This is a genomic window from Vibrio sp. 2-2(8), assembly GCF_963888495.1.
Classification (GTDB): domain Bacteria; phylum Pseudomonadota; class Gammaproteobacteria; order Enterobacterales; family Vibrionaceae; genus Vibrio; species Vibrio anguillarum.
Window position 1 is genome coordinate 127890 of record NZ_CAWPJM010000052.1, and the last position, 25823, is coordinate 153712.

The following is a 25823-nucleotide window of genomic DNA, read 5'->3' on the forward strand; positions in this document are numbered from 1 at the left end:
AAATTAGTATCAATGAAGATTTACAGGGTGCGGCAGAAGTCAATCGCTTGTTCAATGACCGCTTCGGGTACACCTTTCACTACTTGTGATGTACCAATACTGGTTGGTAGCACCAAACGTAGTTCGCCTGAAAGCACTTTTTTATCACGCATCATGTGTTGCATAAAGTCAGAAAACGACATGCTTTCGGGCGTATGAATCGGTAAATTTGCTCTTTTGAGTATAGAAACAATCCGCTCAACTTGCTGATCGTTAATTAAACCTTGTAACTGCGCCGTTTTAGCGGCCATCACCGTTCCGGCAGAAACCGCTTCACCGTGTAGCCAATTACCATACCCGAGCTGCGCTTCAATCGCATGACCAAATGTATGACCTAGGTTCAACAACGCGCGAATTCCCGACTCTTTTTCATCTTGAGCGACCACATCGGCTTTAATTTGACAGCAGCGAGCGATGGCATAACTTAGCGCTTGCTCATCTAAGGCATAGAGTTTATCGAGATTCTCTTCCAGCCAGACAAAGAAATCATGATCGTAAATGATGCCATATTTGATCACTTCCGCCATACCAGCGGCAAATTCTCGCGCAGGTAAAGTCGCCAAACATTCAGTATCAATAATGACGGCTTTCGGCTGATAAAATGCACCAATCATGTTTTTACCTAAAGCATGATTGACTGCGGTTTTACCGCCAACGGAGGAGTCCACTTGCGAAAGCAGCGTGGTCGGTATTTGGATAAAATCGACTCCGCGCTGATAACAGGCTGCGGCGAATCCAACTAAATCACCAATCACGCCACCACCTAAAGCGATGATCACCACATCACGGCTGTAATTACCTTCCAGCAGGTAACTCATCACCGTGTTAAATGTATCTAAAGTTTTGTACTGCTCGCCATCTGGCAGTTCAAGCAAGGAGACGTTACAAGCATGCGGTGCAAGAAGGGCGAAGATTTTATCCGCGTACAAAGGCGCGACCGTCACATTACTGATGACGACGACTTTTTGTTTGGCCGATAAGAAAGAAAGGAGGGCCGGATCATTAAATAATCCGGCGCCAATTGAGATTGGGTAGCTACGCTCATCTAAACTGACCGTAATCCGTTCCATGGTTTGCACTCCAAAATAAAGAACTTAGGAATGTTCTTCTAGCATTTTTACGATCTCGTTGGCTACCACTTTTGCACCTTGATCGTCAGTACGAACCGTAAAATCAGCGATCTCAGCGTAAAGATCGTTACGTTCATCAGCCAAGCATTCTAAGACTTCACGTGGATTGTCTGTTTGAAGCAATGGCCGTTTTTTGTCACGGTTCGTGCGTGCAAGTTGTTTTTCAATCGTCGTTTCAAGGTAGACCACAATACCACGAGCAGATAAACGATTACGGTTTTCTTTACTCTTAACAGAACCACCGCCTGTTGCGAGTACAATACCTTGTTTCTCGGTTAGGTCATTAATTACAGCTTCCTCACGTTTACGGAAGCCCTCTTCACCTTCGACGTCAAATACCCATGCGATATCTGCGCCTGTACGCTCTTCAATGACTGTATCTGAGTCTAAAAACTCCATATGCAGTTGTTGAGCAAGATGTCTACCAATTGTACTTTTGCCGGCGCCCATTGGGCCAACAAGGAAAATATTGCGTTTCTCAGCCATGTTTAGCAGTAATTTACAACGTTAATTCAATGACATCGCCACAAGATTAGCCAGTATAATACTGACCGTTAAGACGCTCGTGGCACCTATTCCTCACAGATGATTCGTGATAAGACCCGAAATTATCTAGATATGGTGCCACTAATGCAACTTTATTTTTTAACCAATCGCAATATCAGCCGTAAGTTATTGAATGACGACTTTCGGTGTCACGAAAATCAGCAGCTCACTTTTGCCCACTTGCTCATAGGAACGGCGGAACAATGCACCAAGCAATGGCAAATCACCAAGCAATGGCACCTTATCCACCGTATTGTTGACGCTATGTTGGAATATTCCACCAAGGACCACGGTTTCTCCATTATTGACCAATACTTGAGTGCCAATACGCTGAGTATTAATTGCAACCGCTTCTCCCGTCCCTGTTTTTACAATATCCCCAGGCCGGTCTTGAGTGACACTGAGATCTAACACTAAACGATTATCCGGCGTTATCTGTGGCGTCACTTTTAAACTCAGCACCGCTTTTTTGAAGGCGACTGTCGTTGCCCCGCTGGAAGAAGACTCCAAATAAGGGATCTCCGTACCCTGCTCGATATAAGCGGGTTTCTTGTTGGTCGTAATCAAACGAGGGCTGGAAATGATCTCCGCTTTCGACTCACGTTGTAGCGCTGAAAGCTCTAAATCCAACAACATATCCGACCCCAACTTAGCCACTTGGAAGGCAATACTTGAGGCATTAGCGGAGGTCGCCGCTAAGTTTACGTTAAGGAAGTCATCAACGGGCAATGTGCTTTCCCCCAACTTGCCCACTTGGAATAAATTACTTTCAATACTTCCGCCTGCGGTGTTGTTGCCATTGGTCGAGGTGAAACCCCAGCGTACGCCAAGTTCATCCAAATTACCTTCGTTGACCGTAACAATGCGCGCTTCAATCTGTACCTGTTTGACCGGGATATCGAGCGATTCAACAATTTGGCGTATCACCACAATATTCTCAGCCAATTCACGGATCAGCAGTGAGTTGGTTCGCTCGTCGATACTGATGGAACCTCGCTCAGACAACATGCTGACCGCCCCTTCACCGCCAATCATCTGCGCAATATCAGACGCCTTAGCAAAATTAATTTTGATGATTTCAGAACGTAGATCGCCCAACTCTTCAGCCAAACGTGCCTTTTCAAGCTGCTGCTTTTCACGTAAATCCAACTCTTCTTTAGGTGCAACTAAAATCACATTACCGTCAACACGCTTATCTAATCCCTTGACTTGCAAAATGATATCGAGCACTTGCTGCCAAGGCACGCCATCAAGCCGTAGCGTCAGGTTACCAGTGACCGAATCTGAGACGACTAGGTTAAACGCGTTATAATCTGCGATAAGCTGCAAAACATTTCGCACAGGAATATCTTGAAAGTTAATCGAGATAAGCTTGCCCTCTTTCTCAAGAATGCTCTTCGGCTTAGGTTTTTCTTGTTCTTTCAGTTTGCCAATCACCACCTCAAGGTATTTCCCTTTCAAGCTGTAATCATACTTAAACTCGCCATGAATGGTCGCCAGTAACTGTGTACTTGGCTCTTTGCGCAATACCTCGATACTCTCAACAACGGTTGCAAAATCTTTGACGTCCAAGACATACAGTTTCTCATTGGAGACATCCGTCTTAAGCAGTTCAATTTGTAAACCGTCAGCCACTTTCTGCACATTAACTACTGTCGAAGGTGATGCGAGTTCAACAATCAATACAGCGTCTTTGTTTTTATTGACTCGAAAATCAATGCCTTTAAGCTCGTTGGTCTGCGTCGTTTCTGCCGCCACACTTAGCCCTGCCACACTCAATAATAAGCCAAATAAGAGGCTCCGAAATACCATAGTCATTTGTGTCTGTAGTCCTTTAATCATAGTGATTTCTCTAAATTCAAATTCTATTTCAGAGCCAATTTGACGTTACGTTGATTCCAACAACCTAAGCCGTCTGGCAAGGTTTCATTGATCAGCAGGTAATTGGAATTAACTCGAGTAACTTTGCCGTGATTCAAACCTAAATATTGTCCCGCTTTCACGTTGACGACCTTGCCTTGGGGCGTTTGCACTAATGCCGATACCGCGCCCCCGCTACTCATCACGCCTTTTAATCGCAGTTGATTAAGCGGATAGCGCTCTAGCTGGCCATTTTTACTGCGAGCCGGAGGTTGCCAGCAGTCTGCCTTCACTACAGGCTGATTTTGTACAATCGCTTCTTTAGGCAGCACAAAAGGTTCGCGGGATTCATGTTGCGCATAATGAGCAACTTCAAATTGAATAATGGGTTTTAATTTGGAGACTTCTTTGCGTGCTTGCCCCTCGACCTGCTCCACATAAACCTTCAATGAATCTTGATTCGCCTTACAACCAACCAATACACTGGTACTCAACAGCACCATCAGCAGCAGATTATTGTTTTTCATCGTCCACCTCTTGCTTGAATTGATAGGTATAAGCGCGCACCCTAAAATGTAACGTGCTGCTTTCCTGGCTAACCCGTTGCCAATCAACATCATCGAAATTAATAATGCGGGGCAATTTCGCGATCGCCTCTGAGAAATCACCAATGTCGTGGTAATTCCCAGTTAATTCGATATTGAGCGGCAAACGATACAGAAACTCTTTATTCTGTTTTTCTCCCCAATCAATACGTGTAAAGGTTAACGCGTTATCTAGCCCTAGTTCATTGACCGATGCGAGCATGCTTGCGAGCTCTTTTTGCACGGGTAATTGGCGTAATAAAAAATCATAACGTTCAGTTAATTCATCCAGTTGAGCTTGCAACTGGGGTAAGGTGGCGGCTTTGCTGGCCTTAATCCGTAAGGTCGATTTCAGCACCTCTTCTTGCTGTTTTAAGTTCTGCAATTGCTCATTTTGAGGCATCAGGTAGAACCACGCGCCAACGCCTTGAATAATCAGCATCAACACCAAAATAACCAGCAGTTGAGGCAGCAACGGCCATTCAGCCATTTCATCCATATCAAGATCTTGAAAACTAGTCATGGACAGCTCCTGTAGGCCGAATCTTGGTTAGCACAGAGCCCTGTGGTGTCGGGGAATGAAACATAAATGACACTTTAAACGTCTGAAACTCCTTACCAAATCGCTTATTACCGTGCACGATAGAGTGCATGTTGACATCGGAAAGTAAGGCTGATTTTTCAAAATTATCGAGCATGGTCGCAAGACGCGCAGTGCTGTCACTGATGCCCGTAATTTCAATTTCTTCACCATTCATTTTGATCTTATCGACGTAGACTCCTTCAGGCATAAGCTGTGGCATCAGGTTCATCAACTCGGTGGTTTTATTGCGTTGACTTTGCAATGACTCAACAACCGATAAGCGAGTTAATAGTGCCTTGTGTTCTTGTTCCGTCATTTTTAATGCATTGATCTGTTTATCAAGCTGCTGAATGTATTGATTCAAATAGGCCAGACGAGACTCTTGCTGCTGCGCTTGCCCAGAGAAATACAAACCGATACCCCATTGAATACCAACAGCGCTCATCACACCTAAGACGACCAAGCCCATAAAACGACGCTTATGCGCCGCTCTTTGTTCCTCTCGCCAAGGCAGTAAGTTAATACTATGCAACATGAGAAGACTCCAACCACTCGATACCACGCAGTGCAAGACCAGCTGCGGTGCTAAAACTCTGCCCAGACTGCTTACCTCGCTGGCGTTTCGCTAACTTATTGTTAAACAGAAGGAAGGGATCGAGAATCTCGCACTCAAGCTTGAGACGCCGCGAGATCTCTTGCGCCAACATCGGAGTATCTACGCCACCACCTGAGAGCCAAATGCCTGCTAAACTGCCCGCGCCATTGACGGAGGTGAAAAGCTGCAACTGACGTTGAAGTCGCTCGATCAACTCATGCACAAAGCGCTCGTTTTTATCGGCTAATTCCGCATTGGTGCCCGACATCGCGCTGTCTTGGGACAACCACTGACAACCGAGAGGGATTTCTTTATGAAAAGGGGCTTTATCAGTAAAATCAATACAGAGCGCCGTTTGGGTATGGCCCACATCCATGAGCATCCAATCGCTGCGATGTTGTGCCCTGCTCGCCAACTGCCAAATGTTTAACAAACTGTGTATTTGCACATCAACCGCGATCGGAAAAAAGCCCGCTTTTTGAGCCGCTAACGCACGGCTTTCCACGACGTCTTTACGAGTGGCGTAAACTTGATAACTTACGGTGCTACTGCGACTTACGCTTTTTTCCATCACTTTGACGAAATCGAGACTCAGTTCTTCTATCGGGAACGGTGACTGATGAGAAAATGCCTGATAAATAGCAAACTCTTTTTCACGCGCCTGCAGGTCACTATCTATCTGTAATACCTTACTTATTACCGCATTGTCCGGTACCGATATGGCGACTTTGTGACTAAATAGTGGTAAACCCTTTCTTAGTTCTTTGAGTTTCTTTACAATTTTCTGATAATCCAGCGTGTGGTTATCGGAGAATATGTCCTCAGTAATAAATAATTCTTTATAACCGACGAGTGCATATGAATCACCCGCTAGCTTTAACACCACCGCTTTAATACTATGGTGGCCAATATCTATACCCGTAACCATTGATTTACCCATACGGCTTAGCTCCAGTAACGCTGCTTAGGCTTAGCTCGATTTGCTTATTTTGAGGTTAAATAAGCCACAATTTATTTTTAGAGCTAAATTTTTAGCCTAGAGTACAAGGGTTTGCATAAGGGCAGCCTTAACTAAACAGGGATTATCCGGTGAAGTTCATAAAGCGATTGTTATTACTTTCATTGATTTGCATTATTCTTGGAGTCACTACGATATTTGGCTTCTATTTTTACGTGAAGCCAGACCTCCCCGATGTAGCGACTTTACGTGATGTACAATTGCAGACACCGATGCAGGTCTATAGTCAAGATGGCAAGCTCATCGCCCAATTTGGAGAAAAGCGCCGAGTTCCGCTGCGTATTGAAGAGATCCCACCTGAACTTATCGAAGCGATTATCGCCACCGAAGATAGCCGCTTCTACGAGCACTATGGTTTTGACCCAATTGGTATCACGCGTGCTGCGGTCGCTGTGATCGCCTCAGGTAGCGCTAAACAAGGTGCAAGTACCATTACTCAGCAGCTTGCTCGTAACTTCTATCTCTCTAATGAGAAGAAGATCATGCGAAAAATCAAAGAGATTTTTATCGCTATTCATATCGAACAATTGCTGACGAAAAAAGAAATCCTAGAGCTTTATCTCAATAAAATTTATCTCGGTTACCGATCGTATGGAATTGGAGCGGCAGCCCAAGTTTATTTTGGAAAAGAAGTCAAAGATTTAACGCTGAGTGAAATTGCCCTGATTGCAGGACTTCCCAAAGCACCTTCAACCATGAACCCTATCTATTCTCTAGATCGCGCGACTAACCGCCGTAACGTGGTGCTACAGAGAATGCTTGATGAGAAATACATAACCCAAGCGCAATATGCGCAAGCCCGCTCTGAGCCCTTAATGTCGAAATACCACGGTGCTGAAATTGAACTTAATGCACCTTATGTGGCAGAAATCGCCCGTTCATGGATGGTGGAGCGCTATGGTGAAGAGTCGGCCTATACCTCTGGCATGATTGTCACCACAACGGTAGATTCCAAACAGCAGCAAGCCGCGAGTAAAGCTGCAATCAATAACCTACTCGCCTATGATGAGCGTCATGGCTATCGCGGTGCTGAAAAAGTAGTTTGGAAAGAAGGCCAAACGCCATTGAATGAACAGCAACTGGCCGAGCACTTAAATAATGAGCCGACTTATGGAGATTTATTACCAGCCGTCGTTACCCACGTAAGCAGCCAATCGGCTACGGTTTGGGTGAAAAACCAAGGATTGCAGACCATTGAATGGCAAGGCATGAACTGGGCTCGCCGTTTCTTAACTGATTCTCGACAAGGACCGGTTCCGAGTACAGCGACGGAAATCATCGCCGCTGGTGAACAAATTTGGGTACGTAATCGTGCTGAATACAGTGATGAGCATACCACCGACGAAGTACCACAGTGGTACTTAAGCCAAGTACCCAATGCCAACACTGCCTTTGTTGCCATGAACCCAGAAAATGGTGCGGTACTGGCGCTGGTTGGCGGCTTTAACTTTGTGCACAATAAATTTAACCGTGCGACTCAATCGGTGCGCCAAGTCGGCTCAAGTATTAAACCCTTTATCTACTCTGCCGCCATCGATAAAGGCATGACCTTAGCGACGCTCATTAATGATGCGCCGATTAACCAGTGGGACCAAAGCCAAGGTACAGCATGGCGTCCTAAAAACTCACCACCGACTTATATTGGCCCAACTCGTCTTCGCGTTGGCTTGGCTCAATCCAAAAACGTGATGGCGGTGAGAGTGCTACGCGCTGTTGGGCTGGATGAAACACGTGAGTATCTCACTCGCTTTGGTTTTGATATTGACCAAGTACCACGCTCAGAAACCATTGCCTTAGGTGCGGGAAGCTTAACGCCGGTTAAGATGGCGCAAGGCTATTCCGTGTTTGCCAATGGCGGCTATTATGTTGAACCCTATTACATCAGCAAAGTTGAAGATCCCTTTGGCAAACTTGAGTATCAAGCCACACCAAAAGTCGTTTGCCAACAACAATGCACCCCAGACACAAATGAGTTCGATGAACAAGATGTTGCATCGCACTATGCTCCACAAGTAATTTCCGAACAAAACGCATTTCTTGTCCGAGAGATGATGTACAGCAATATTTGGGGTGGCGGAAATTGGCGTGAAGGAACGGGTTGGAATGGTACAGGCTGGCGTGCACAAAAGCTGGGGCGTCGTGATATTGGTGGTAAAACAGGAACGACCAATGACTCCAAAGATGCGTGGTACAACGGCTATGCACCGGGTATGGTCGCTATTGCTTGGGTCGGATTTGATGATCATAACCGCAACTTAGGTAGGACAACCGAAAACAGCAATGTAGATGACGATGGTGTATCCGGTGCGGAAGCGGGAGCAAAAACGGCACAACCCGCTTGGATTGATTTTATGCGTCAAGTACTGGTCGATGTGCCAGCGCAAGACAAACCCATTCCCGCCAATATTGTGCGGGTAAGAATCGATATCGATACCGGCCTGTTAACCAATAAGTTTGATTCAAGCTCGATGTTTGAATACTTCATTCAAGGCACAGAGCCAACCGAGTATGTCGCAGAGAGTGTCTCTGACAACATCTACTCTTCACCTTCAGGTGAAGAGCTATTCTAAAGCTCAGTAAAAAGAGGCTAAATTTAGCCTCTTTTTTTATTTCTCATTTAGCTTTGTTTTGATTGCGTGAGCCAACTGCTCAAAACGCTGCCTCAATGGCGATCCCGGCCGATAAGCTAATACTAAGCGGCGTGAAGGCTGCGGGTTGACCGCTTTAAGGTAACAAACGCCATCCTTCTCTTTGACATCTGGTAAAGAGAGTTCAGGTAACAGGGTAATTCCCCCACCCGCTGCGACCATATTACGCAGCGTCTCTAAGCTGGTCGCTTTAAAACGTTCGTCATCTTTTGCGCCTGCCGCAAAACAGAAACCTAAGGCTTGATCGCGTAAGCAATGACCGTCACCTAAAGCCAATACCGTTCGCCCTTTCAAATCCAACATACTTACTTCACTTTTTGCAGCCCATTCATGCCCACTAGGCACGGCAATACTCAATGCTTCGTCATACAGATCAATCTCTTTAAAATGAGCCGTTTCCGCAACGGAGGCCAACACTAAACAATCGAGTTTGCCATCTTCTAACTGGCGCACAAGCTGTTGGGTTTGCGCTTCGTGTAAATAGAGCTCCAGTTCAGGAAATTGCTCTTTTAAAAAAGGCACAATACGCGGCAAAAGGTAGGGACCTAAAGTGGGAATGAATCCAATATGGATAGGACCACTCATCGAGCCGCCTTGGCCGCTGGCCATATCTCTGAAGGTTTTGATTTCACTTAAAATACGCTTGGCCTGATCGACCAATTGTAGGCCCGAATCGGTGAACAATACTCGGCGACTGCTGCGCTCTAATAATACTGTTCCCAGCTCATCCTCCAGTTTGCGGATCTGGCCACTGAGTGTTGGCTGGCTCACAAAACAAGCTTCTGCTGCTTTACGAAAATGTTTATGTTCAGCTAATGATACTAAGTACTCAAAATCACGAATGTTCATCTTCAATCTCAATAGAATCCACCTATCAAAACCATAGCATCAAACGATTGGAGCTATCAAAGGTTTTCTTCCATAATGGCTTCAACAAATGAGAGCAGCGGCTCTTAAAATCATAACCTAACTTAGAAAATCACAAGGAAAATAGAATGTTAGTATCTAAAGAAGGCCAAGCGGTACCACAAGTCACTTTCCCTACTCGTCAAGGTGATGCTTGGGTTAATCTCACAACAGATCAATTATTCAAAGGTAAAACCGTTATCGTATTTAGCTTGCCAGGTGCCTTCACCCCAACCTGTTCATCAAGCCACTTGCCGCGTTACAACGAACTGTACCCGGTGTTTAAAGAGCATGGTGTTGATGACATCCTATGTGTTTCGGTGAACGATACCTTTGTGATGAATGCTTGGAAAGCAGACCAAGAAGCAGAGAATATTACTTTCATTCCTGATGGCAATGGCGAATTTACTGACGGCATGGGTATGTTAGTTGATAAAAGCCAAATCGGTTTTGGCAAACGTTCATGGCGTTACAGCATGTTAGTCAAAGATGGCATCATCGAAAAAATGTTTATCGAAGCTGATGAACCGGGTGACCCGTTCAAAGTATCAGATGCTGACACTATGCTGAAATACATTGCACCTAACTATAAAACACAAGAATCGGTTACCGTATTTACTAAACCAGGTTGCCCATTCTGTACTAAAGCAAAACAACTCTTGATTGACCACGGTCTTCAATATGAAGAAGTGGTATTGGGTAAAGATGCAACCACAGTGAGCTTACGAGCTATCACAGGCCGTACCACCGTTCCGCAAGTTTTCGTTGGTGGTAAACACATCGGCGGCAGCGAAGAGCTAGAAGCTTACCTGGGCTAATCACGCCTGCCCTAGGAAAATCTTCCTAGGGCATCCTCCTCATTTAGACTCAATGACAGCATTATTAAATGTTGCCATCGACTATCCACATTCCAAATTTAGAGAAAGCGATGATGAAACAGTTAAACGTTGATGTAGCCATTATTGGTGGTGGGACCGCAGGACTCGGCGCTTATCGTGCAGCAAAAGCACATACGACTAGTGTCGTCATGATCGAAGGTGGCCCATACGGAACCACATGCGCTCGCGTCGGCTGCATGCCATCTAAGTTACTGATTGCGGCCGCTGAAAGCGTCCATCACATCCACAAAGCTCCTGCTTTTGGTATTCATCCTCAAGGTGAAATTGTCATTAATGGGCATGAAGTGATGGCGCGGGTAAAACGTGAACGTGACCGCTTTGTCGGATTTGTGCTTGAAGGCGTTGAGGAGATCCCCGCTGAAGACAAAATCTCAGGCTACGCCCAATTTATCGACAACCACACCCTGCAAGTTGACAACCATACCCAAATCAACGCCAAGCGGATCGTGATTGCTACCGGTTCTCGCCCAGCCTACCCTGCGGTATGGCATGAACTTGGCGATCGCTTAATCATTAATGATGACCTATTTGAGTGGGACGACTTACCGGAATCTGTTGCCGTATTTGGCCCAGGGGTGATTGGCTTAGAACTAGGTCAAGCCTTACATCGCTTAGGGGTAAAAGTGAAGCTGTTCGGCATTGGTGGACAAGTTGGCCCATTAACCGACCCTGATGTGATGGCTTACGCCGATAAAACGTTTAAAGAAGAATTCTATTTAGACGCTGACGTTAAAGTGGAAAGCATGAAACGCATTGCTTCTCCAACAGGCCAAAACGACAAAGTTGAAATCCAATTCATCAACCGTGAAGGGCAGCTCGAGACATTTGTCGTTGACTATGTGTTGGCGGCAACCGGTCGTCGCCCGAACGTAGATAAATTGGCAATTGAAAATACCGATGTAGGCCTTGATGCGCGTGGCGTACCAGCGGCCGATTACTATACGCTGCAAACCTCTGTAGACAGTATTTTCATTGCTGGTGATGCCAGTAATCAACTGCCACTGCTTCATGAAGCGGCCGATCAAGGTCGTATTGCAGGGGATAACGCTGGCCGCTACCCAGATATTCGTGCCGGGCTTCGTCGTTCTTCTATCTCAGCGGTTTTTTCAGACCCACAAATTGCGATGGTCGGTGAATCCTACAAACAGCTAACCACTCGTTTAGGAAATTGTGGCTGTTTTGCTATCGGTACTGTGTCGTTTGAAAATCAAGGCCGTTCACGCGTCATGCTGCGCAATAAAGGGTTATTGCATGTGTATGGCGAACAAGGAACAGGGCGATTTTTAGGCGCTGAAATGATGGGGCCGAATGCAGAGCACTTGGCTCATTTACTGGCGTGGGCACATCAAAATCAGATGACGATTTCACAGATGTTGGATATGCCTTTTTATCACCCCGTAATTGAAGAAGGCGTGCGCACCGCGCTGCGTGATCTAAACGCTAAACTGCATTTAGGTCCTGAGATGATAAAGCATTGCATGGACTGCGGTCCGGGCTGTTAATTTTCAACATCCATTCATGCGGTCGCCCTTGTGCGGCCGTTTTTTATACGCTTTAGTTTCAGCCGCGCCTTAACTCACACCTTCGCGCACGTTATACTGCCGTTATTTTCTCTTTCAATGAACGCGCTTATGCCTTGCAATAACTGCCAATCTTCGTGGTTTTGGAAAAAAATCGGCCGCTGCCAACGTTGTATGGATCAGCTCACTGTTTTGTCAGTTGGGTGCTGGCTTGTGTGGTGGTGGTTATGCAGGGAGAACCCTAAAACCATTGAATCGATCAGCTTGCTAATAGCGGGCTTTGCCTTTAACGGTTTGCTGTTTTTACATCTGTGGATGAAGTTTGTGGTACTCCCTTGGCGTAAGCGGCAAGGGCGCGACAAATAAAAAGCTAAAGAGCACAAAAGAAAAAGCCCCAGAACCAATAGTAGGTTTGGGGCCTTCTTAGATTCTTCTAAGAAAAAGCAGTGGTACAGTTATAGACCACGCTTTTCTTAAATTGTTCCGTGATCATTCGATCTTTTTGAGATCTTTTTCCAAGGCCTCATTAACGGCAATGATCGCGTTGGTAATCAACGCATTAAGCGACGTTGACTCGCTTGATGATCTGCTCAACCAAATTGATCTCAAGCGCCACTTCATCACAAGCGTGCTGCCGTGGGCATTGTTCACAATCTTTAAGCACTTTCTCTGGCAGTAAGCTTTTTGAGGTTGGAATAAAATCATGCTTCATGAAAAACTCTGGCGTTCGAGTCAGAACAAACACTTTCTTAATCGCCATTTGCCGCGCTTTATTCACCAAATACGAGACGATCGCTTTTCCTTGTCCTTGACCTTGCCAACCTGCTTCTACACCAAGCGAACGAATTTCAGCCAACCCAGAGTCATAGACATATAACGAGGCGCATCCCGTCACTTCACCATGGTGTTCCGCCACGGCAAATGAACCAATATCGCGCACCAACTCATTGCGTGAACGGGGCAAGTTTTCTCCCATATTCGCCCAATAAGTGACCATACTTTCTAGCGTTTCAATATCCGTCAAACGGGCAGGACGAACTTTCACCGCCGTGGTGTCACGTTTGTCTAAACGCGCTTTAGCTTGATCAACCGCATAGGCCACTTGTTTTGGCGAAACGCCACCTAAAGCGCTGCGTTTTTCTAAGCAAGATTCAATGGTGAGGATCGCATAAACATCATCTTCAATGACCGACGAAAACTCTTTAAGCTCGGCAAGGGTCAGTTCTTCAAGCGCACACCCTTTCGCAATCGCGCCAACCACAGCTACGCCCACAATATGGTGCGCTTCACGGAAAGGGATCCCTTTGGCGACTAAATAATCAGCTAATTCGGTAGCATTGGCATAGCCTTGTTTGGCCGCTTCTAAAGTCCGTTCGGTTTTAATTTTGATGCCATCAAAGCAAAGCGCAGCCATTTCCATGCAGTCGTTCCAAGTATCCAGCGCGTCAAACAGCCCTTCTTTATCTTCTTGCATATCTTTGTTATAAGCCAATGGTAAGGCTTTGACCGTCATCATCATGCCCGCAAGCGAGCCATAAACACGGCCCGTTTTGCCACGGATCAGCTCTAATGCATCAGGATTTTTCTTTTGCGGCATCAAGGATGAACCCGAAGTCACGGTGTCAGCCAGTTCGATAAAACCAGACTCACCCGAGTTGTAGAAGATCATATCTTCCGCCAAACGCGATAAATGCAGCATCGAGATCGACGCCACCGACATCAATTCCATCACGTGATCTCGGTCGGATACTGAATCGAGCGAGTTACGCGTGGCACGGCGAAACCCTAAATGATGAGCAAGCTGTTCACGATCAATCGGATAGGCCGTACCTGCCAGCGCGCCGGAGCCAAGTGGACAAGTATCAAGGCGCTTAATCGCATCATTTAAACGAGAGTAATCACGCTCAAACATTTCAACATAGGCCAAACACCAATGCGCAAAGGTCACTGGTTGTGCACGTTGCAGGTGAGTATAACCGGGCAAAACCGTCGCTTGGTGCTGCTGAGCAACCGACACTAATTTCGTTTGCAGGCGATCTAACCCCAACAGTAATTGCTGACCTTGCTGGCGGCACCACAATTTTAAATCGGTCGCGACTTGGTCATTACGAGAGCGCCCAGTGTGCAGCTTTTTGCCTAAATCACCCACTTTGCTGATCAACTGCTGCTCAACCCAAGAGTGAATATCTTCTGCATCAGAGCGTAAGATCTGCTCAGGATCTTCCATCACTTCCAGTTTGAGTTCGTTGAGCGCAAGTTCTAGTTTTTGCTGCTCCTCTTCGCCCAAAACATTCACTGACACCAACGCCTTTGACCATGCTATAGAGCCCACAATGTCTTGTTCAGCCAATCGGTAATCAAAGCGAAGTGAATCGTTGAACTCTTTGAACCTCGTGTCTGCTGCTTGGGTAAATCTACCGCCCCATAATGCCATTGCGTATCTCCTGCTCTTAGGTCGCGACTGAGCGTGACCACATCAAATTGCTCAATCATTTTTATAGTAAAGATCGCTACTAGAGCGATCTTTTATTGTTATCTTTGTGTCTCTACCTTGGGTGTTAACCTAGGCTTTATTCTTCTTCGCTTCGTTCAACGCTCTGATCCGGCTTGCCAACGAATAGAGACGAATGAAGCCGCCTGCGTGGCTTTGGTCATACACAACATCTTCACCAAAGGTCGCAAACTCTTCCGAGTACAAGCTGTTTTCCGAACGTTTTTGCGTCACTGTCGCTTGCCCTTTGTAAAGCTTCACAACCACTTCACCATTAACATCCTGTGCCAACTCATCGGCTGCGGCCATGATGGATTTACGCAGCGGAGTGAACCAACGGCCATCGTATACAAGATGCGACGCTTTGACACCCAGTTCTTCACGAAATTCGAATGAGGCTTTATCGAGCACTAACTGCTCAACAGCACGCAACGCTTCCATCATGATGGTGCCTCCTGGGGTTTCATAACAACCACGAGACTTCATACCAACCAAACGGTTTTCGACGATGTCGATACGACCAACGCCGTGTTTAGAGCCTTTCTCATTAAGGTAAACGAGTGCGTTGTAAGGCGTCATCAGTTCACCATCGACGCCAACGACTTCGCCTTTCGCGACCTGCAGTGTGACAAACTCTGGTTCATTTGGTGCTTGTTCTGGATCTACTGTCCATACCCAGCAATCCTCATTAGGGGCGTTCCAAGTACTCTCAAGCACGCCACCTTCGGTCGAAATGTGCCACGCGTTCGCATCACGCGAGTAAATTTTCGTCAATGAAGCGGCGCAAGGAATGTTACGCTCAGCAAGGAAATCAAGACACTCTTCACGACTCACGATGTCCCACTCACGCCAAGGGGCAATCACATGTAAATCAGGCGCTAGGGCTGCAAACGCACCTTCAAAACGCACTTGGTCATTACCTTTCCCCGTACAGCCGTGACACAGCGCATCAGCACCCACTTTACGCGCCACTTCAACTTGAGCTTTGGCAATGATTGGGCGAGCCATTGACGTCCCAAGCAGGTATTTACCTTCGTAATAAGCACCTGTTTTTAGTGTTGGGTAGATGTATTCAGCGACCATCTCTTCTTTAAGATCGACCACATAACACTCTGACGCGCCAGACGCTTTCGCTTTCTCTTCAATGCCGACCAATTCTTCTTTACCTTGGCCGACATCGGCAACAAAGGCAACCACTTCACAATCGTAGTTTTCTTTTAACCACGGAATGATCACCGATGTATCTAGACCGCCAGAGTATGCGACAACGACTTTATTGACTTGAACCTTGCTCATCTTACTTTCTCCATTTCCCGGCGCTGCGCTTGGCGGTCAGTGCTCTGGGTGATTAATTACTTACAGCTGTTATCAACAACTGATTAAATGCGTTTATTGAGGTAAAAATTGGGTCCCGATACTTTCGCCCGCAAACAATTTGCTGAGCTTATCTGGGTAACGCCATGTCGCCACTTCAATCGGGCGACCTAAATCATTTGCCGCTTCCAGCGCCGCTTTCACTTTGACAATCATGCCATCCGTGATCACTTTGCCTTTAATCAGCGCATTGGCCTGCTGCTCATTGAGGCTCGACAACAAATGGCCTTTGCCATCCAGCACACCGCTCACATCGGAAAGCAGAACGAGCTCTGCGTCCAATGCGCCAGCCACTGCAACGGCTGCTTGATCGGCGTTGACATTCATCATTTGGCCATCAGCGGTCAGGCCAATCGAGCTGATAATAGGCAAACCACCAGCGGCTAAAATCGCTTGCACGATTTGTGAATCACCAGGAGAAGCCTTGCCCACTGCGCCGAGTTCTGGATCCAACTCTTCGACTTTGCATAACCCGCCATCAGCGAGTGATAAACCAACCGCATTTAAGCCATCTTTAATCGCTTGCCCTTGCAGCATTTTGTTGGCTGTCCCAGCCAGCGCGCCTGCAATCAGCGGAATTTGGTCATAAGGCGTGACACGCAAACCTTCTTTCTTCACGGTTTTTAGTTGTAATTTTGCCATCAGGTCATCGACGAGATAACCGCCCCCGTGCACGATGACAATTCGTCGCTGAGCTTGGGCTTGATACAGTGCGATTGCGCCAAACAGTTTGCTTAGCGTTTCAGAACAAGACAGCGCCGCGCCGCCTAACTTAATCACTAATGGATTTTGCTTTGTATCTGTCATATTTAACCCTTACGCTTGGTGCGTTACACCAAAGCCGTTAGCTCAGAAAAACCGTAATGAATATTTAAACACTGCATCGCTTGGCTCGATGCCCCCTTTAATAAATTATCGATCGCGGACACGACGATAATATGCTCACCTTGCACTCGCCAACCGAGGTCGCAAAATGGCGTAAATTCAACATCTTTGATGCTCGGCAAGGTTGATTTGAGCCGAACCGCTGGTTTGTTAGCGTACGCCTTCTCAAAAGCATGGCTGACTTGTTGCTCTGAAATACCTGATGCAAGCTTCATCGTCACGGTGGCCAAAATACCGCGTTTGAAATTCCCTAAGTGAGGCGTAAAAATCACATCACATCCTAAATGGGCGACGATTTCAGGTTGGTGGCGATGAGTAAACACGCCGTATGGCTGTAAGCTCACTTCACAAAAACTATTGGTTAATGTCGCTTTTCTGCCCGCACCTGTGACACCGCTGGTGGCATTAATCACCGGCCATTGAGTTGTATCTAACAAACCCGCTTCAACCAAAGGCTTTATCGCCAGTTGCGATGCGGTTGGATAGCAACCCGCAACAGCGATCAATTGGCTCTGCTTAATTGCCTCATAATTCCATTCCGCCAGTCCATAAACCGCGTTTTCTAACCATTTAGGGTGTTGATGTTTAAAACCATAGTAATTTTGGTAAAAATCATCACCTTTGACGCGAAAAGCACCAGAAAGGTCGAAAACTTGACAATTTTGCGCAAGAAAAATAGGCGCGAGATCATGGCTCACCTCATGAGCCGTAGCTAAAAACACCACATCACATTGGCTTGCAACGCTCACCGGATCCATTAATGGTTGTACCTGCATGTCGACAATACCGGAGAGTTTGCCATGCAGCTCAGCCATTGGTTTTCCAGCATCTAGGCTATTGGCGGAAACGTATAAACCTGATAGCGTGAGTTGTGGGTGTTTTTGCACCATATACGCCAACTCAGCGCCGGTATAACCGCTAGCTCCGATAATTGTGGTTTTCAACATCTCGTGACATCCAATTTCAAGGTAAAAAAGACAATCTAAAAATGACTATAAATTTCAAAAAAGACACTTAACTCGGTTTTTTATTCACACAAAGTGATTTAATATGTGTTTTACCTTCTCGCAATTACTCTGTCAATACTAGGAGCAAAGATAATATGCAATTACCCAGTTTTCTTGAGGTTTACCAAGGTCTGATTTCAACCTCTTCCATCAGCTCCACAGATGCTCGTTGGGACGAAGGTAACCAGAATGTGATTGATAAATTGGCAAGCTGGTTTTCCAGCTTAGGGTTTGTAGTCGACACCATTGAAGTCGCGCCGGGAAAATACAATTTAGTGGCGAAGAAAGGGTGCGGCGAAGGTGGTCTACTGCTCGCGGGGCACAGTGATACCGTTCCATTTGACGAAGGACGTTGGAATTTTGAACCACACGCGTTAACGCAAGCCAATGATCGTTTCTATGGCTTAGGCACGGCAGACATGAAAGGCTTTTTTGCTTTTATCTACGAAGCGGTTAAAAAAGTCGATTGGAGTAAACAGAGTAAACCGCTGTATGTGTTGGCGACCTGTGATGAAGAAACCACCATGCTCGGCGCACGTCATTTCACTGAACATGCACCATTTCAACCGGATTACTGCATTATTGGTGAGCCGACTAGCCTTGTGCCCATCCGCGGCCATAAAGGCCACGTAGCCAACGCTATTCGAGTGACAGGAAAATCGGGCCACTCGTCTGATCCTGCTCTGGGCGTAAATGCCATCGAAATCATGCATGAAGTGCTGTTCGCGTTAATGCAACTGCGCGACAAATTGATCAAAGAGTACCATCACCCAGGCTTTGCCATTCCTCACCCCACTTTGAACCTCGGTCATATCCACGGTGGCGATAGTCCAAACCGCATTTGTGGCTGCTGCGAATTGCATTACGATGTGCGCCCGCTGCCCGGCATGAGTCTAGATGGGCTCGATAACTTGCTGCGCAATGCACTGAATGAAGTCAGTGCAAAATGGCCCGGCCGCATTGAGATTACCGCGCTGCATGATGCGATTCCAGGTTATGAATGTCAGCATGATCACCCCTTTATTGGCAACATTGAAGAGATTTGCAATACCGCTTCACAAACCGTGAATTACTGTACTGAAGCACCGTTCTTACAACAATTATGCCCAACACTGGTACTCGGCCCGGGTTCGATCGATCAAGCGCATCAACCGGATGAATTCCTAGCGTTTGAATTTATTGATCCAACCATCTCGATTTTGTCCAAAGCAATGTATAAATACTGCTTCTAGTCTACCAAGCTTACTCAAGCGATAAATGCCTGACAGGGTTTCTACGGTCGGGCATTTTTGTAATAAAATTTCAGTAATTTACGCCAATTATTCACCAAATGATCACGTTCAATAACATTCAGCAATAATCGTAAAAATAGTCGGCTTTATTTGACTCTACAGGGATCTTTTCGCTAGATTGTGTACTTAGCAAGGAACAATGGATGTAATTTTTTTACAAGGCAGGATGACAATGAACGAAAAATACGCTGCGCTCAAAAGTAACGTGAGCATGCTTGGCCGTTTGCTGGGCAACACCATTCAGGACGCCCATGGTGACGTTATCTTAGAGAAAGTGGAAACCATCCGAAAACTTTCAAAATCAGCCCGTAATGGCAATCAAGCCGACCGAGACAGCTTGGTTGAAGAGATCAAAAACCTTCCCAACGAACAGCTCACCCCAGTAGCGCGGGCATTCAACCAATTTCTTAACTTAACCAACATGGCCGAGCAGTACCACACCATTTCACGTCACTGTGAAGAACATGTGTGTGAGCCTGATGCGATTAATTTACTGTTTACTAAACTGAATCAAAATAAAATCAGTAAATTGGATGCTGCTCAAGCGGTACGCGATCTCAATATCGAGTTAGTGCTAACGGCTCACCCAACCGAAATTACACGCCGCACGATGATCAACAAGCTGGTGAAAATTAACGAGTGTCTCTCCAAGCTTGAGCTCAGTGACCTTTCATTTAAAGAGCGCCAAAAAACCGAACGCCGTTTAGAACAGTTGATCGCGCAAAGCTGGCATTCAGATGTGATTCGTAAGCAGCGCCCTACGCCACTGGATGAAGCAAAATGGGGCTTTGCGGTGGTGGAAAATTCTCTATGGCAAGCCGTGCCTGATTTTCTTCGTGAATTTGATGAGCACCTCACCAACTACTTAGGTGAAGGGCTACCAATTGATGCACGCCCTGTGCATTTTTCTTCGTGGATGGGCGGCGACCGTGATGGTAACCCCTTTGTGACTCATAAAATCACCCGTGAAGTAATGCTGCTTTCTCGCTGGAAAGCGGCCGATCTCTACCTAGGTGATATCAATGAGCTGGTCAGCGAATTGTCGATGACCAAATGCAGTGACGCGCTACGCGATTTGGCTGGCATAGATGAACACGAACCTTATCGCGCTATTCTCAAACGCCTGCGTGAACTACTCAGCGAAACACTAGAAGTGTTGGATGCCAAGATCAATGGCCAACAACTGGCACGCAAAGCACCACTGCAAAATATCGCACAGTTGTGGGAACCGCTTTATGCCTGCTACCAATCTTTACATCAATGCGGCATGGGCGTCATTGCCGATGGCTCGCTGCTTGATACTCTGCGCCGGATTAAAGCGTTTGGTGTGCATCTTGTACGTTTGGACATTCGCCAAGAGAGCACTCGTCACTCTGATGTGATCTCCGAGCTCACCCGTTATTTAGGCATTGGTGATTATGACCAGTGGAGCGAGCAAGACAAAATTGCGTTTCTCACCAATGAGTTGAGCTCAAAACGTCCTTTGTTACCTCGTGACTGGCAGCCTTCAGAAGCGGTACAAGAGGTGATCGACACCTGTAAAATCGTTGCTTCTCAGCCTCGCGAAGCCTTTGGTGCTTATGTGATTTCGATGGCTCGTACCGCATCAGATGTACTTGCCGTACATCTATTGTTGCAAGAGTGTGGCTGTCCTTATCGCATGGACGTTTGTCCACTGTTCGAAACTTTGGATGATTTAAACAACGCAGAAACGGTGATCCGCCAACTAATGGGCATTGATCTCTATCGTGGCTTTATTCAAAACCACCAGATGGTGATGATTGGTTACTCTGATTCCGCTAAAGATGCAGGTGTAATGTCCGCCGGTTGGGCGCAATACAGCGCAATGGAAGCTTTGGTTAATGTCAGTGAAGAGGCCGGAATTGAACTGACACTATTCCATGGACGTGGCGGCACCATTGGTCGCGGGGGCGCTCCAGCACATGCGGCACTGCTTTCACAACCACCCAAAAGCTTAAAAGGTGGCTTGCGTGTGACGGAGCAAGGCGAAATGATCCGCTTTAAACTTGGTCTACCAGAAGTAGCGGTCAATAGTTTTACGATGTACGCCAGCGCCATTTTAGAAGCGAACCTGCTGCCACCACCAGAGCCAAAACAAGATTGGCGCGACTTAATGGAGGTATTGTCTGAAGTCTCTTGCGAAGCGTATCGCCATATTGTTCGCGGCGAGCCGGACTTTGTCCCGTACTTCCGCCAAGCAACGCCAGAGCTAGAGCTGGGTAAATTACCGCTCGGTTCACGTCCGGCTAAACGCAACCCTAATGGTGGGGTCGAAAGCTTACGTGCAATCCCGTGGATCTTCTCTTGGAGCCAAAACCGCCTCGTGCTACCAGCCTGGCTAGGTGCGGGAGAAGCAATTCAGTTTTCTATCGATAAAGGACACCAAGCACTGCTGGAAGAGATGTGCCGTGAATGGCCATTTTTCTCAACGCGTTTGGGCATGCTAGAGATGGTTTACTCCAAGTGCAACATTGAAATCTCACGCTATTACGATGAACGCTTAGTCGATGAATCGTTACGCCCGCTCGGTGAGCGTTTGCGTTCTCAATTACAGAAAGACATCAAAGCGGTGTTAAATGTAGAAAACAATGAGAACTTAATGCAAAGCGATCCTTGGGGTCAAGAGTCAATCCGTTTGCGCAATATCTATGTTGAGCCATTAAATATGCTGCAAGCAGAGCTGTTGTACCGCACCCGCCAAACCGAAACCGCACCAGCAGAGTTAGAAGAAGCCTTAATGGTGACTATCGCGGGTATTGCAGCAGGAATGCGTAACACAGGCTAAGTAACAGCATTTTATTTCACAAACTAGCTAAAAGGCCGCCTCTGCGCGGCTTTTTATTTTAAATCACAAAAATTATTGAGCATATTATCAGTTTTTTAAGCTAAACTAACAAAGTATTCTACTTTATGCTTATTATTTAGATATACTACTGCTCCTCTGCGGTAGCATACAAACATAACAAATCGCAGGTCGATATGCGTCACGCATATAATCCTAGGTGATAAACGGCTTTTTAAGGTGACACAACCCACTCCGTCAATAGAACGGTGGGTGTTGCTTAAACTCATTCATGATTGATGCCATCAGAAGCACAACACGAGTTTGAGCAAGTTGTTTTTGAGTTTATTAACCATTTGGATTAAAGACATGTCATTACCACACGTTATCCTCACTGTTTTGAGCACTCGCGATGCCACAGGGTACGACATCACAAAAGAGTTCTCTTCGAGCATTGGCTATTTTTGGAAAGCCAGCCACCAACAAGTTTACCGCGAACTGAATAAAATGGGTCAACAAGGCCTAGTCACTTGTGTATTAGAACCGCAAGATGGCAAGCCAGATCGTAAAGTTTACTCCATCACCGATGCAGGTCGCAGCGCTTTAGGTGAATGGTTTGACCAACCTACAGCTCATCCAACCGTACGTGATGAATTTAGCGCTAAATTGATCGCTTGCGCGGTACAACCAGCAACACCTTACCGAATTCAACTGGGTGAATTGGTTGAAGAATCGAAAAAACTGGTTGCTCACTACAAAGAGATTGAGTCTGCGTACTATGCAACACCAGCTACTCTCGATAAGCTACAGCGCCTTGAACGTCTAACACTACGCCGCAACCTACTGGTTCGCCAAGCGTGGGTTGATTGGGCTGAAGAAGTGCTTGCTGAACTCGATGCAATGGCTTAATGCCAACCATAAAAAAGGGTGATGCTCTGTGAGCATCACCCTTTTTGTTTTCCGCGACCAAATCAAATACCATCACCGGCAATGAAACTTTGAGAACGGCCATTAAATTGTTGGTCCATATCTAACGAAGGCTTATCGGTTTGCGGACGACCGACAATTTTGGCTGGCACTCCAGCGACGGTAGTGTGCGGAGGCACCGCTTGCAATACCACCGAACAAGAACCAATTTTCGCCCCTTCGCCCACTTCAATATTACCGAGAATTTTGGCACCCGCGCCAATCATCACGCCTTCACGAATTTTCGGGTGGCGATCGCCGCACTCTTTACCCGTTCCACCTAGCGTTACATCTTGTAAAATAGAGACATCATTCTCCACCACCGCGGTTTCACCGATCACAATGCCCGTCGCATGGTCAAGCATGATGCCGCGACCAATACGTGCAGCCGGATGGATGTCCACTTGGCAAGCTACCGAGATTTGGTTTTGAAAATAGGTAGCCAACGCCACTCGACCTTGCTTCCATAACCAGTTCGCGACGCGATAGCCTTGTAAGGCATGGTAGCCCTTGAGATAAAGTAGAGGCATTGAAAACATAGATACCGCGGGGTCGCGATTGACAGTCGCGCAGATGTCACACGCCGCCGCTTCCATAATGCTGGGGTCTGCGGCAAATGCCTCTTCGACCACTTCACGCACCGCCATCGCTGGCATTGAGGCCGTATTCAGCTTATTGGCAAGAATGTAGCTCAAGGCCGAGCTTAAACTATCATGCTTAATAATAGTGGCATGATAAAAACTAGCCAGCATCGGTTCTTGTTCTGACTGCTCGCGCGCCTCTTTGACTATGGCTTGCCACACTTTGAGTTTTTCGCAATGTTTCATCGTTGGTTGATCACCCTTCCTCATCCAATCTCTAGAGCGTCAATGTAGATTGCTAATAGGCTTTGTGCCTAATCATGAGCAATGAATTAGCGTTCTGCTTTTTTATCACGAGCCAGCAAATCTTGTGCTGCAACACGCGCATCTTTTCCTTGATACAGCACTTGATAGATTTGATCAACTATTGGCATTTCAACCTCCATGCGCGCCGCTAATAACCACACCTCTTTGGTGTTGCGATAACCTTCAACCACTTGGCCAATTTCTTGCTGCGCCGTATCCACGTCTTTCCCTTGTCCCAACGCCAAACCAAAGCGACGGTTACGTGATTGGTTGTCGGTGCAAGTGAGCACTAAGTCACCCAATCCGGCCATACCCATAAAAGTTTCTGGCTGAGCACCTAACGCTGCCCCCAAACGGCACATTTCGGCCAGACCGCGCGTAATCAATGCAGTGCGCGCATTCGCACCAAAGCCAATCCCATCGGACATGCCAGCGCCAATCGCAATCACGTTTTTCACCGCACCACCTAGCTGCATGCCAATAAAATCACTATTGGCGTAAACGCGGAAAGTTTTGCTGCAGTGAATTTTGCCTTGCAGATCTTCGACAAACTGCGCGTCAGGCGAGGCAACAGAAATTGCGGTAGGCATTCCCATCGCCAGCTCTTTAGCAAAAGTCGGCCCAGATAACACCGCCAATGAATAGCGCTCGCCAATGGTGTCATAGGCCACATCCATCAGTAACCGGCCCGTTTCAGGTTCAAGCCCTTTGGTTGCCCAACAAATACGGGAATCATCACGCAAGTGAGGCTTTAAACTCTTCATAACAAGGCCAAATACGTGGCTCGGAACTACAACCAACAAATCGCGGCTCGCTTGTACCGCTTTTTTTAAATCGGTTTCCACAATCAGCGAATCGGGAAAATCAATACCGGGTAAAAATTCTTGGTTAGCACGATCAGCATCAAGACGAGCCATATGCTTAGCATCGTGTCCCCAAAGGACAACATTAGCACCGTTACGCGCTAAAGAAATCGCCAGAGATGTGCCGTAAGAACCCGCACCAACTACTGTCATGGTGATCGCTTTACCGTAAATACTGTTAGGATCTGTCATTGTTTCGTCCATTGCTATTCGTGTTGTCATGTTATACCTAAATTCCTTCCGATACAGCTTTCAATACGGAGTAACAAGGAACGGAGGTATTGGCATTCGAAATAAACAAAAAATGCACAACGCACCATCATTATCTGGGATGCTTTGTGCATTTTTTATCATCAAAGTCTGACGTGGAACGCCAACGTTAATGATCTCACGTCATTAACGATTAAGCTTCTGCTTGCTCGCCTTGAGTCGCTTGTTGTTGTAGGTAGTTCATAAACAATGCATCAAAGTTCACTGGTGCAAGGTTAAGTTGTGGGAATGTCCCTTTAACAACTAAGCTAGAAATCGTTTCACGTGCATATGGGAACAGAATGTTCGGGCAGAATGCACCTAAACAATGAGCAAGTTGACCCGCTTCCATTTTTTCAGCAGTAAAAATACCACCTTGTTGCACTTCACATAAGAACGCGATTTCTTCCGCGTTTTTCACTGTCACCGTTAGGCGTAATACGACTTCATACACACCTTCACCCAGATCACGACTTTGAGTGTCAAGATCCAACTTCACATCTGGATTCCACTCTTTTTGGAACATAATAGGTGAGTTTGGCGCTTCAAAAGAGACATCTTTTAGAAAGATACGTTGAATTGCGAAATTTTGTTGTGCTGTTTGTTGTGCGGCTTCAGCCATGATTAAATCCTTAAATACTTACAAATTCAGTGTTGCTTTTAGACTAACCGAGCTGA

22 protein-coding genes are annotated in these 25823 nt (G+C 46.5%); 7 read left to right on the forward strand and 15 right to left on the reverse strand.

Annotated elements, in window-relative coordinates:
- Positions 1 to 20: 20 nt before the first annotated feature.
- The 7 genes from aroB to pilM all read right to left on the reverse strand — a co-directional run bounded on the left by aroB (position 21) and on the right by pilM (position 6277).
- Positions 21 to 1109, reverse strand: coding sequence for a 3-dehydroquinate synthase (gene aroB / locus AACV12_RS14760; protein ID WP_026027426.1), 1089 nt, complete (start codon positions 1107 to 1109; stop codon positions 21 to 23).
- A 24-nt stretch (positions 1110 to 1133) separates the two neighbouring features.
- The gene (aroK, locus tag AACV12_RS14765; RefSeq protein ID WP_010317691.1) at positions 1134 to 1655 is read right to left on the reverse strand and encodes a shikimate kinase AroK; all 522 of its coding nucleotides are present in this window, start codon (positions 1653 to 1655) and stop codon (positions 1134 to 1136) included.
- 186 nt (positions 1656 to 1841) lie between these two features.
- Positions 1842 to 3557, reverse strand: coding sequence for a type IV pilus secretin PilQ (locus AACV12_RS14770; protein WP_013855889.1), 1716 nt, complete (start codon positions 3555 to 3557; stop codon positions 1842 to 1844).
- Between the two features lie 23 nt (positions 3558 to 3580).
- On the reverse strand, positions 3581 to 4102 hold the full coding sequence (locus AACV12_RS14775; RefSeq protein WP_170900627.1) for a pilus assembly protein PilP: 522 nt from the start codon (positions 4100 to 4102) through the stop codon (positions 3581 to 3583).
- Entirely contained in the window at positions 4089 to 4682 is a 594-nt protein-coding gene (locus AACV12_RS14780; RefSeq protein WP_013855887.1) for a type 4a pilus biogenesis protein PilO, read from the reverse strand. The genes AACV12_RS14775 and AACV12_RS14780 overlap by 14 nt, the downstream gene beginning before the upstream one ends.
- Positions 4675 to 5277, reverse strand: coding sequence for a PilN domain-containing protein (locus tag AACV12_RS14785; protein ID WP_017047271.1), 603 nt, complete (start codon positions 5275 to 5277; stop codon positions 4675 to 4677). Before AACV12_RS14785 ends, AACV12_RS14780 begins: the two co-directional genes overlap by 8 nt.
- The gene (gene pilM, locus AACV12_RS14790; RefSeq protein ID WP_170900629.1) at positions 5267 to 6277 is read right to left on the reverse strand and encodes a type IV pilus assembly protein PilM; all 1011 of its coding nucleotides are present in this window, start codon (positions 6275 to 6277) and stop codon (positions 5267 to 5269) included. Before pilM ends, AACV12_RS14785 begins: the two co-directional genes overlap by 11 nt.
- A gap of 149 nt (positions 6278 to 6426) precedes the next feature.
- Between pilM and AACV12_RS14795 the strand changes: the two genes are divergently transcribed.
- On the forward strand, positions 6427 to 8925 hold the full coding sequence (locus AACV12_RS14795; protein WP_170900631.1) for a PBP1A family penicillin-binding protein: 2499 nt from the start codon (positions 6427 to 6429) through the stop codon (positions 8923 to 8925).
- A gap of 36 nt (positions 8926 to 8961) precedes the next feature.
- Here the strand turns inward: AACV12_RS14795 and oxyR are convergent, their stop codons facing one another.
- A complete protein-coding gene (gene oxyR, locus AACV12_RS14800) occupies positions 8962 to 9852 on the reverse strand; it encodes a DNA-binding transcriptional regulator OxyR (protein WP_026027425.1) in 891 nt (296 codons plus the stop codon).
- A gap of 146 nt (positions 9853 to 9998) precedes the next feature.
- Between oxyR and AACV12_RS14805 the strand changes: the two genes are divergently transcribed.
- The 3 genes from AACV12_RS14805 to AACV12_RS14815 all read left to right on the forward strand — a co-directional run bounded on the left by AACV12_RS14805 (position 9999) and on the right by AACV12_RS14815 (position 12694).
- Positions 9999 to 10727, forward strand: coding sequence for a redoxin family protein (locus tag AACV12_RS14805; RefSeq protein ID WP_013855882.1), 729 nt, complete (start codon positions 9999 to 10001; stop codon positions 10725 to 10727).
- 113 nt (positions 10728 to 10840) lie between these two features.
- Complete coding sequence (locus AACV12_RS14810; RefSeq protein WP_170900720.1) at positions 10841 to 12310, forward strand: dihydrolipoyl dehydrogenase; 1470 nt, start codon at positions 10841 to 10843, stop codon at positions 12308 to 12310.
- Positions 12311 to 12439: 129 nt separating this feature from the next.
- Complete coding sequence (locus AACV12_RS14815; RefSeq protein ID WP_013855880.1) at positions 12440 to 12694, forward strand: DUF3624 domain-containing protein; 255 nt, start codon at positions 12440 to 12442, stop codon at positions 12692 to 12694.
- A 193-nt stretch (positions 12695 to 12887) separates the two neighbouring features.
- Here AACV12_RS14815 and argH read toward each other — a convergent pair whose 3' ends face one another.
- The 4 genes from argH to argC all read right to left on the reverse strand — a co-directional run bounded on the left by argH (position 12888) and on the right by argC (position 18025).
- Positions 12888 to 14762 (reverse strand): argininosuccinate lyase, encoded by a 1875-nt coding sequence (argH, locus tag AACV12_RS14820; RefSeq protein ID WP_013855879.1) that lies wholly within the window; start codon positions 14760 to 14762, stop codon positions 12888 to 12890.
- A gap of 129 nt (positions 14763 to 14891) precedes the next feature.
- Entirely contained in the window at positions 14892 to 16115 is a 1224-nt protein-coding gene (locus AACV12_RS14825; RefSeq protein WP_170900634.1) for an argininosuccinate synthase, read from the reverse strand.
- 93 nt (positions 16116 to 16208) lie between these two features.
- Positions 16209 to 17000 carry an acetylglutamate kinase gene (gene argB / locus AACV12_RS14830; RefSeq protein ID WP_010317663.1) on the reverse strand — a complete coding sequence of 264 codons (792 nt, stop codon included), beginning with the start codon at positions 16998 to 17000 and terminating at the stop codon, positions 16209 to 16211.
- A 23-nt stretch (positions 17001 to 17023) separates the two neighbouring features.
- Positions 17024 to 18025 (reverse strand): N-acetyl-gamma-glutamyl-phosphate reductase, encoded by a 1002-nt coding sequence (argC, locus tag AACV12_RS14835; protein ID WP_094147415.1) that lies wholly within the window; start codon positions 18023 to 18025, stop codon positions 17024 to 17026.
- A gap of 155 nt (positions 18026 to 18180) precedes the next feature.
- On the opposite strand from argC, the gene argE reads away from it, so the two are divergent.
- The 3 genes from argE to AACV12_RS14850 all read left to right on the forward strand — a co-directional run bounded on the left by argE (position 18181) and on the right by AACV12_RS14850 (position 23089).
- A complete protein-coding gene (gene argE / locus AACV12_RS14840; protein WP_010317659.1) occupies positions 18181 to 19317 on the forward strand; it encodes an acetylornithine deacetylase in 1137 nt (378 codons plus the stop codon).
- Positions 19318 to 19549: 232 nt separating this feature from the next.
- Positions 19550 to 22183 (forward strand): phosphoenolpyruvate carboxylase, encoded by a 2634-nt coding sequence (ppc, locus tag AACV12_RS14845; RefSeq protein WP_026027891.1) that lies wholly within the window; start codon positions 19550 to 19552, stop codon positions 22181 to 22183.
- Positions 22184 to 22549: 366 nt separating this feature from the next.
- Positions 22550 to 23089, forward strand: coding sequence for a PadR family transcriptional regulator (locus AACV12_RS14850; RefSeq protein ID WP_010317655.1), 540 nt, complete (start codon positions 22550 to 22552; stop codon positions 23087 to 23089).
- A gap of 62 nt (positions 23090 to 23151) precedes the next feature.
- Here AACV12_RS14850 and cysE read toward each other — a convergent pair whose 3' ends face one another.
- The 3 genes from cysE to secB all read right to left on the reverse strand — a co-directional run bounded on the left by cysE (position 23152) and on the right by secB (position 25767).
- A complete protein-coding gene (gene cysE, locus AACV12_RS14855; RefSeq protein ID WP_010317654.1) occupies positions 23152 to 23973 on the reverse strand; it encodes a serine O-acetyltransferase in 822 nt (273 codons plus the stop codon).
- 86 nt (positions 23974 to 24059) lie between these two features.
- Positions 24060 to 25118, reverse strand: coding sequence for an NAD(P)H-dependent glycerol-3-phosphate dehydrogenase (gpsA, locus tag AACV12_RS14860; protein WP_013855871.1), 1059 nt, complete (start codon positions 25116 to 25118; stop codon positions 24060 to 24062).
- A 181-nt stretch (positions 25119 to 25299) separates the two neighbouring features.
- Positions 25300 to 25767, reverse strand: a complete 468-nt coding sequence (gene secB, locus AACV12_RS14865) for a protein-export chaperone SecB (RefSeq protein ID WP_170900636.1) — start codon at positions 25765 to 25767, stop codon at positions 25300 to 25302.
- Positions 25768 to 25823 lie beyond the last annotated feature (56 nt).